We start from the raw sequence: 8,997 nt of genomic DNA, 5'->3' as shown, positions 1-8,997 counted from the left end.
TGCCCGCCCAGTGGGTCGACTACACGACCATCAACGCAGAGTTCTTCACCGACCTGGGATCCCCCGGCGGCGCCGCGAAGACCGGCGCCCTGCCGTATGACCACCCGTCCGTGGCTGGGCTACCCCTCAGGGCTCTCCGGAACAGCCGCTTCTCCCGCCAGATCCGGAGTCAGTCGGCGCGCCTGACGAGCAGCTCTGCGGGGGCCGCCAGGCTGAGTTGATGGCGGCAGCCGGACGGGGACACCGCGAGGGCATCGCGCCAGCGTTGCCGGGCCGTGGTCAACGACCCACAGCTCTTGATCAAATTGTGTGGTCACGATCAACTGCCTGCTGGCACAACTGCCCCTCGCTGCCCAGACGCAGCCAAGGAACGCCCCCGTTCCGCACCGACGACGCCTACCAGCCAGCGACCCCGTCCGAGCGAAGGCGGCAGAGAGTGCACGTTCAACTGGAGAAGGTGGACCGGCGGCCCGCAGGGGCAGCCGAAGCTCTCGACGGAGGACACCACAGCTCAACGTGCCACTGACCAGTACGAAGAAACGCGTTTGCCGTGGTCACGATGCGAGATCTGGGGCGCCCGGCTTCACCAGGACGAAGTAGGCGTAGCGCTCGTCCAGCTCGTCCTGGGGTACCAGTTCGACGTACCGGGGCTCGAAGCCGCACCGCGCGGCCAACTCCCAGAAGGCGTGGATGGGATAGGTGGTTGTGTTGCCCGGGCTGAATCGGTAAGACAGCCGGCGGGGGCGGGTCCGCCACGCCCCGGTGTCGTACTTGATCTGGACGAGGGCCAGGCCCCCGGAGCGAGGATCTCGTGTGCGATGCGCAGGAGGCGTTCGCCGTAGGCGGGGCTCGGGATGAGCTCGAAGACGTAGACGCACAGGAACACGTCGCACGGAGCCGCGATGTGCTGGAGCGCCGCTTCGGGGTCTCGCACGTCCACGAGCACCGGTTGGAACGGCGTACCGCAGCGAGCGAGGACCTGCCGCGTACATTCCTGGAGGCTGTCGGGCGACACGTCGACGCCCACGAACTCGCGTGCGAGCGGCGCGATCTGCACGGCGTTCGCGCCGCCGCCGCAGCCCCACTCCACGACCCTTCCGAGATCCGAGCCCGCATCCAGCGTCCTGGCCGCCTGCCGCAGCATGCCGAGATGACGCAGACCGATCTGCGTCCACAACTCGCCCTCGGTGAACCTGCTGGTGCTCTGCCAGTGCGAACCGCGTCCCTGGTGCGCCTCGCTCCAGTAACGCTGCGCCTCCTCTTCGATCGCCGCGTCCGATCGCCGGAAACCGACACCCTGCAGCACTCGGAGGACGCATCCGTGAACCGCCGTCCGCACAGCGGGCACCAGTGGAAGCCGCTTCGTCATGCGGACCACCTCCGGTCCAGCGCTTGACCGGTTGATACTCCCGACGAACGGCCGGGTCCTCCGCTACATGTCTTGCTGAATGACGCATTATCGAAATTCATAGTCGTCGTCTCTGAGAACAGGACGCACGCAACGGCACGACAACGCGAGCACGCCGTGCAGGTGGCGTGCGCCAAGCGGGTGGAACTCCCCCACGCACGCCCGGACGCCGCGCTCGGCGGCCGCTCAGCGGGAAGGAGGTGTCAGGCGAGCGACCGGCGGGGCGGGCCTCGTCGCGCCGCCTGGATGCTCCAACCGCACCAGTGCAGCATCGATCCTTGAGGCCGAGCGCACGAGCGAGCCGGTGAACGCACCAGCGCTGGCGGCGGTGACCCGGAGACGAGCAGCAAGCCTGGCCGGCGCAACGCAGTCAGCAGAAGCTGAGCGATGCGTCCGCTGGTCGCGACCGCGATGACGACGGCGGCGGATACAGCGGGCTGCATCGCGGCGCCCGGGCCGTCCGCGACCACCATGTGCAGCAGCCCGCCCGACACGTGGTGCGTTGCGTCCAAGTCGAGCTTCGCCGTTGCGTGCAGCGCCGGCTGTGCCACAACGGCGCCTGATACGACCGACAGGAGGCCTTCACGACGCCCGCCGAGTCGCAGTCGCAGACCCGCCACCGCGAGTGCCACCAACGCGAGCGCGACGGTGTGCGTCGGGTGCTCACCCGCAAGCACGTCGAACAGGACCGCCGCGACGAACGTGACCGTCGCGCCGACCACGAGGGGCAGCCGGCTACCGGGCTCAGCAGGAGGTCGGGGGCAATGCGACGCGCGGGGCGACACAGTCATGCACCTCGCCTCCTCGCTACGTGCAGCGGGCACCACGTCTCCCTTGAGCGACGAGCGTGCACGTGCAGCGCTGTGAGGATGCTGAACGGGCCGGGAGCGGAGGGGGCTGCCGGCGCTCCGGTGGGTTGGACGGCTATGAGGCGGGAGCGGGTCACAGCGTCGCATTCCTGATGCCTCGCGTGGGTTCCCCGCATCGCCCGGCTCCCGGCTGGCATCCGGGGAGCAACTTCTACCGCAGGTGGTGGAGAATGCATCGGGTCGCCGCCGCGGTCGCCACTGCGGCCCGCGCCGAGTGCGGCGAGCTCGCGCAGGTCACGGACTTCCACGACGAGCCCGGCCTGGCTCAGGCGGCACTGTCGTCGGTCGACGGGGTCCTGGCGGACCGGCCGCTCACCGAGCGCGGTGACCATCCCGGCGTCCCTGGCAGCGGCTGCGGCGGGAACGGGAGGCCCAGGGGCGCACGACGGTCGTGGCCGCCCGTCATGACGAGCTTATCGCGCGACGCGTCCGTGCTCCGCCTCGCCGCCGACGTCGCGGCTGCCGCCCGGTCGTTCGGCGAGCAGACCGTTGAGGACGAGGGCGGCGGCGCCGAGCGTGATGAGGACGTCGGCGCCGTTGAAGGTGGGGAACCAACCGGTGTGCAGGTAGTCGGTGACGACGCCGTCGGGGGCGCGGTCGATGAAGTTGGAGATCGCGCCGGCCAGGACCGCGGCCAGCGCCACCCGCACCGGCAGCGGGGCGGTGCGGGTGCTCCGCCAGGCGAAGACGGCCAGCCCGATGGTGATCAGCCCGGTGACGCTGAGCACGACCCACGCGGGCAGGGTGTCGCCGAGGCTGAACGCCACGCCCGGGTTGAACAGCAGCCGCAGCTGGATCACCCCGAGATCGACCGTCTGCCCGCCGGCCAGGCCACGCTCGGCCCAGGCCTTCAGGCCCAGATCCAGCGCGGCCAGCACGCCGGCGAGGCTGACCAGGACGAGCCGGGCACGCCCCACGCCGGTGCGGGTGGGTGCGGTCACGAGGACGCCCCGACCGCCGCGGTGGGGGCGAGCGGCGCCTGCCGGGCACCTCGGGTGGTCGCCAACGGCTTCGCGCGACCCGCGCGGACGCCGTTGGCGATCACGACGACCTCGGCGAGCTCGTGCACCAGCACCACCGCGGCCAGGCCGAGCACCCCGAACAGGGCGAGCGGCATCAGCACGATGACGATGGCCAATGACAGGCCGACGTTCTGCAGCATGATGCGGCGGGCCTGGCGGGCGTGGGTGAACGCCTGCGGCAGGTGGCGCAGGTCTTCGCCCATGAGCGCGACGTCGGCGGTTTCGATGGCCACGTCGGTGCCCATCGCGCCCATGGCGATGCCAAGGTCGGCGGTGGCCAGGGCAGGCGCGTCGTTGACGCCGTCGCCGACCATCGCGGTGGGCCGTTCGCCACGCAGCTGCTCGACCAGGCGGGCCTTGTCCTCGGGACGCAGCTCGGCGTGCACCGCGTCGATACCGACGTCCTTCGCCAGTGCCGCGGCGGTCGCGTGGTTGTCGCCGGTGAGCATCGCGACGTGGTAGCTGTCGCGGCGCAGTTGGGCGACGACCTCCCCGGCCTCGGGACGCAGTTCGTCGCGCACCGCGACCGCACCGATGACCTGCCCGTCCTGCTCGACGAGCACGGCCGTGGCCCCGGCGTCCTGCATGCGCGACACGTCGGCGGCTAGCGGGCCGGCGTCCAGCCAGCCGGGCCGCCCCAGCCGGATGGTGTGCCCGTCGCGGCGGCCGGTGAGCCCGGCCCCGGTCACCGCCTCCACGTCGGATGCCGGGTCGACGTGCTCGACAGCGGCCAGGATCGCCTTCGCGAGGGGGTGTTCGCTGCGCGCCTCCAGGGCGGCGGCCACGTCCAGGACCCGCTCCCGGCTCGCCCCGTTCGCCGTGGCGACGTCGATGACGGCGGGTCGGTTCGCGGTGAGGGTGCCGGTCTTGTCCAGCGCCACTCCGCGGATCCTGCCGAGGGCTTCCAGCGCGGCTCCACCCTTGACCAGCACCCCGAGCTTGCTCGCCGCACCGACCGCGGCGACCACGGTGACCGGCACCGAGATGGCCAGCGCGCACGGCGACGCGGCCACCAGCACGACCAGCGCGCGCTCGATCCACACCAGCGGATCGCCCAGCAGGCTGCCGATTGCCGCGATCAGCACGGCCGCGATCATCACGCCGGGCACCAGGGGCCTGGCGATCCGGTCCGCGAGGCGCTGAGCGGCACCCTTGCGGGACTGCTCGGCCTCCACGATCCGCACGATCCGGGCCAGCGAGTTGTCCTCCGCAGTCGTGGTGACCTCGACGGTGAGCACCCCGGTGCCGTTGATCGACCCGGCGAACACCTCGTCACCCGGCCCGGCCTCGACCGGCACCGACTCGCCGGTGATCGCCGAGACGTCCAGCGCAGTGCGGCCGTCGCGGACGATCCCGTCGGTGGCGACCCGCTCACCCGGCCGGACCAGCATCCGGTCCCCGACCCGCAACGCGGCGGGCGCCACGACGAGCTCCGTGCCGTCACGCAGCACGGTGGCCTCATCGGGGACGAGGGACAGCAGGGCGCGCAGGCCGCGGCGGGTGCGGGCGAGCGAGTACTCCTCCAGGCCCTCACTGATGGAGAACAGGAAGGCCAGCATCGCGGCCTCGCCGACCTCACCCAGCAGTACCGCGCCGACCGCGGCGATGGTCATCAGCGTGCCGACGCCGATCTTGCCCTTGGCGAGCCGCTTCACCGTCGACGGGACGAACGTGTAGGCGCCCGCGAGCAGCGCCAGCCATTCCAGCACGGTCGCGGCTGTCCCGGCGGCCCCGCCGTCGACTGCCCAGCCGGTGATCCAGGCCGCGAGCAGCAGCACGCCCGAGACTGCGGCGAACTGCAGCTCCCGCACCTCCCACAACCGCTCCGGCTCGTGCTCCTCGGCCTCCTCACCGCCGGCGCGGGGCTCGTCGTCGCCACACCCGCAGGCGTCGCTCATGCCCGGGCCTCCTTCGTCTCATCGGTCGTGGTCATACCGTCGCCGGTGCCGTAGTTCGGGCACAGCGCCACCGCCGACCCGGTCGCGGCCAGCAGCGTCTCGGCCGCCGCGAGCAGGTCCATCAGCTCCGGGCGGGTCAGCGAGTAGAACATCTGCCTGCCCTCCGGCCGGCCCACCACCAGCCCGCAGTCCCGCAGGCAGGCCAGGTGCGCCGAGACCGTCGACTGGGCCAGGCCCAGCGCCCCGGTCAGGTCCACCACCCGCGCCTCCCCCCGGGACAGGCGCTGCACGATCGCCAGCCGGGTGGCATCCGACAGGCCGTGGAACAGCGCCACCGCCGGGCGCAGCCCGTCTCGTGGACAGACCAACACCTCACCATGCATCGTCATAGAGCGATGATAACCAGAGACTCAGATGGACGGCCAGCAGGCGGCAGGTGGTACGCAGCACTCGATGCCTCCACGGGGCAGCGGACAGCCGCACGCAGCCGCCCGGGAGATCCGCGCGACGCCGATCAGGCGACCGCAGTGGACAGCCACCGGCGACAGGTGCTATTCATCGCTATACGCCGATGGCAACGTCTTTCACCGATGAGGATGGACTTGGAAATGTTGATGAACCGGGCCGAGACCGCGCTGGTGAACTCGCCGGCTCGGCGGTGGCTGCAACGCGGCGAGGCGCACCTGCTGCGCCGGCTGGGCGGGCGGGTGCCGGGTGGACGTGCGCTGGAGCTGGGCTGCGGATCCGGTAACGGGACCCGGCTGATCCTTGACACGTTCGGCGCCGACCGGGTGGACGCGCTGGACCTGGATCCGGCGATGGTCGCCCGGGCCCGGCGCCGGCTGGCGAGGTTCGAGGATCGAGTGCGGGTGGCGGTGGGCTCGGCGACCGACCTGCGCACCGCGCTCGCCCCGGACGGCGGGGAGGACGGCGGGTACGACGCGGTGTTCGACTTCGCGATCGTGCACCACGTGCCGGACTGGCGATCTGCGATCGCCGAGGTCGTGCGGGTGCTTCGCCCGGGGGGCCGGTTCTACTTCGACGAGGTCACCGCTGCCGCACTGGCCACGCGCGGGTACCGGTGGCTGTTCGACCACCCCACCGAGGACCGGTTCACCGGCGAGGAGTTCGTCGCCGAGCTGCAACGCCAGGGCCTGCGGATTGGCGGCTGGCGCACCTACCTGCGCGGGCACTATCTGCTCGGGGTGGCCGAGCGGCCGGGCGGCGACGGGGAGTCCCGGTGATGGGGACACCGGTCCGGATCCCCGGCGCCACCATCGACCAGCCCGTCCGGGACCGGTTCGCAACAGTGGGGCTGCTGCTCGATGCCCGCCGCGCCTACCGCGGCGGGCCGACCGCCGTCGCCGCCCGGCAGCGGGCCCGCTGGCCGCCCAGGTGGACTACGCCCGCATCCGCTCACCGCTCTACCGGCAGCTCTACGCGGGCCTGCCTGAGCGGATCGAGGACCCGCGGCTGCTGCCGGTCACCCGGAAGGCGGCGTTGATGGACCGGTTCGACGACTGGGTCACCGACCCGGTCGTGACCGTGCAGCGGGTGCAGGCGTTCGTGGCCGACCCCGCCCTGATCGGTAAGTCGTTCCGAGGGGCGCAGACCGACTACGCGGTGTCCACCACCTCCGGCACCACCGGCACCCGCGGGGTGTTCCTGCTCGATACCCGCGCCCTCGAGGTGGCCGGTGTCGCGATGGCCCGCTGGCTGTCCAGCTTGCTCCGCCCGGCCACACTGCCCCGGGTGCTGCCCCGGGTGATCGCCCACCGGGGGCGGGTCGCGCTGGTGGTGGCCACGGGCGGGCATTTCGCCTCCGCCACCGCGGCCGCCCGGGTCGGCGCCGACAGCGGCGGGCGGACCCGGTCGTTCCCGGTGGCCACCCCGCTGCCCGAGCTGGTCGCCCAGCTCAACGCGTTCCAGCCCGCGGTCCTCGCCCCCTACGCCACCACCGCCGCGCTGCTGGCCACCGAGCAACAGGCCGGGCGGCTGCGCATCTCGCCGGCCCTGGTGGCGTTGGCCGCCGAGGGCCTGCCCGAGGGGGAACCCGCGCGGATCGCCGCCGCGTTCGGCGCCCCTGTGGGCAACTCGTATGCGGCCACCGAATGCCCGTTCCTGTCCTACGGCTGCCGGGAAGGGTGGCTGCACGTCAACGCGGACTGGGTCATCCTCGAGCCCGTCGACGCACAGCACCGGCCCACTCCGCCCGGCGAGCAGTCGCACACCGTGCTGATCACCAACCTCGCCAACCGCGTCCAGCCGATCCTGCGCTACGACCTCGGCGACAGCGTCCTGCAGCGGTCGGACCCGTGCCCGTGCGGGAACCCGCTTCCCGCGATCCGGGTCCAGGGCCGTGCCGCCGACCTGCTCACCTTCCCCACTCCAAGCGGCGGCACGGTGACGCTCACTCCGCTGTCCCTCACCACCCGCCTGGACAAGCTTCCGGGGGTCGCGTTGTTCCAGATCGTGCAGATCGTGCCGACCGAGTTGACGGTGCGGCTGCAGCCTGCTGTCGGCGTCGACCCGGATCGGACCTGGACCCGGGTGCACCGGGAGCTCACCGATCTGCTCGCCGACCACGGGGTCGGTCACGTCACCGTGCACCGCGCCGCTGAGCCTCCCCGACCGGCGACCGGTGGGAAGTACCGGCTCGTCCACCCCTACGGCCAACAGTCCTGAGGTGCCGACGCACGGGATCTGCGGGTCAGCATGCGCGACCTTACCTGTGGCGCCCGTGCGGGCGCCGACGAGATGCGGGCTGCACGCGGCGGGCGAGGGAACTCGGCCGGCGTGAGCCACCGGCCACCGTAGACGCGCGAGATCTCGCCCCTCGACCTCCGGCAGCAGCCGCCGAACGAGCTACCTCCGCGTTGGACCGGCGACGGTCGGCGGGTCGGACTACAACCCGAAGGCGCCGCCTTCGACGAGGATGACCAGGCCGAGGCCGATGAGCACGAGCGGGAAGAGGACGTGTTCCCAACGCTCCAGCCGGTGGGCGATCGGCCGGCGGGTGGCGACGAACTTGGCAGCCATGACGAGGCCGGCGATGAGCGTCAGGAAGACGACGCAGTAGGCGACGATGCCGACGGTGCCGACGGTGGCGAAGACCGGCACGTAGACGCCGATGTTGTCGCCCCCGTTGGCGAAGGTGACCGCGGCGACGGTCAGCACGCTGATCGGCTTGCCCGCGGCCCGCTCGTCATCGTCATCGTCATCGTCGTCGTCGGCGCCGCGCCAGGCCTGCCAGGCGGCGCGCAGGCCGAGGGCCAGCGGGATGAGACCGAAGTACGGAACGGCAGTCTCCGGCAGGAAACTGCGGGCGCCCAAGGCGACCACGACGGCGGCGGCGAGGATGCCGCCGAAGCCGAGGTACTGACCGAGAGTGATCTTGGCGGTCGTGCCCGACCGACCGGCGCCGCGGGCGAAGAACAACGACAGCACGATGATGTCATCGATGTTGGTGACGATGAACAGGCCGACGGCCTGCAGGACGAAGGCCGCTACCACGACGGCCGTCCCACGCCGCGGGGCGGGCATGTCCGGGCCGCGCAGGCCCCCGAAGTAGATCTCATCGTCATGCGACGATTATATCATTGCCTACCGATCGAACGGTGGTGGCGGCCGTTCATGCGACAGACGCCCCATGGCCCCAGGCTGAGCCGGCTCGGTTCAGGGCATGACGGACCGGCTTCGTCCTTGCAGGGAAACCGCCCGGCGGGGCGCGCACGTCGAACGGCACACCCGCCATCTGCTGCGCAACTGACGCCGTGGCCGACGAGCTCGACGACGAGAAG

General features: G+C 71.8%; 8 protein-coding genes and 1 pseudogene. 3 read left to right on the top strand and 6 right to left on the bottom strand.

Annotated elements, in window-relative coordinates:
* Nucleotides 1–221, top strand: a pseudogene (locus CFP66_RS49650) (hypothetical protein); the annotation flags it as partial.
* A 362-nt stretch (nt 222–583) separates the two neighbouring features.
* On the opposite strand, the gene CFP66_RS41640 reads toward CFP66_RS49650, so the two are convergent.
* The 5 genes from CFP66_RS41640 to CFP66_RS41620 form a co-directional block, all read right to left on the bottom strand.
* Entirely contained in the window at nt 584–1,369 is a 786-nt protein-coding gene (locus CFP66_RS41640; protein WP_094930870.1) for a bifunctional 2-polyprenyl-6-hydroxyphenol methylase/3-demethylubiquinol 3-O-methyltransferase UbiG, read from the bottom strand.
* A 242-nt stretch (nt 1,370–1,611) separates the two neighbouring features.
* Nucleotides 1,612–2,130: a hypothetical protein gene (locus CFP66_RS41635; protein ID WP_094930869.1), complete on the bottom strand. Its 519-nt coding sequence runs from the start codon at nt 2,128–2,130 to the stop codon at nt 1,612–1,614.
* Between the two features lie 560 nt (nt 2,131–2,690).
* Nucleotides 2,691–3,218 carry a signal peptidase II gene (lspA, locus tag CFP66_RS41630; RefSeq protein WP_198962027.1) on the bottom strand — a complete coding sequence of 176 codons (528 nt, stop codon included), beginning with the start codon at nt 3,216–3,218 and terminating at the stop codon, nt 2,691–2,693.
* Nucleotides 3,215–5,197: a cation-translocating P-type ATPase gene (locus tag CFP66_RS41625; protein ID WP_094930868.1), complete on the bottom strand. Its 1,983-nt coding sequence runs from the start codon at nt 5,195–5,197 to the stop codon at nt 3,215–3,217. Before CFP66_RS41625 ends, lspA begins: the two co-directional genes overlap by 4 nt.
* A complete protein-coding gene (locus CFP66_RS41620; protein ID WP_094930867.1) occupies nt 5,194–5,586 on the bottom strand; it encodes a metalloregulator ArsR/SmtB family transcription factor in 393 nt (130 codons plus the stop codon). Before CFP66_RS41620 ends, CFP66_RS41625 begins: the two co-directional genes overlap by 4 nt.
* 219 nt (nt 5,587–5,805) lie before the next feature.
* On the opposite strand from CFP66_RS41620, the gene CFP66_RS41615 reads away from it, so the two are divergent.
* Both CFP66_RS41615 and CFP66_RS41610 read left to right on the top strand, forming a co-directional pair.
* Nucleotides 5,806–6,441 (top strand): class I SAM-dependent methyltransferase, encoded by a 636-nt coding sequence (locus CFP66_RS41615; RefSeq protein ID WP_094930866.1) that lies wholly within the window; start codon nt 5,806–5,808, stop codon nt 6,439–6,441.
* A 151-nt stretch (nt 6,442–6,592) separates the two neighbouring features.
* Nucleotides 6,593–7,882, top strand: coding sequence for a phenylacetate--CoA ligase family protein (locus CFP66_RS41610; RefSeq protein ID WP_233160153.1), 1,290 nt, complete (start codon nt 6,593–6,595; stop codon nt 7,880–7,882).
* 219 nt (nt 7,883–8,101) lie between these two features.
* On the opposite strand, the gene CFP66_RS41605 is transcribed toward CFP66_RS41610, so the two are convergent.
* Nucleotides 8,102–8,740 carry a cadmium resistance transporter gene (locus CFP66_RS41605; protein WP_369805274.1) on the bottom strand — a complete coding sequence of 213 codons (639 nt, stop codon included), beginning with the start codon at nt 8,738–8,740 and terminating at the stop codon, nt 8,102–8,104.
* Nucleotides 8,741–8,997: the final 257 nt, after the last annotated feature.

The sequence above is a fragment of the Pseudonocardia sp. MH-G8 genome (assembly GCF_002262885.1).
Taxonomy (GTDB): domain Bacteria; phylum Actinomycetota; class Actinomycetes; order Mycobacteriales; family Pseudonocardiaceae; genus Pseudonocardia.
The sequence above is the reverse complement of the archived record's forward strand: the minus strand, read 5'-3'. Positions and strand labels throughout refer to the sequence as shown.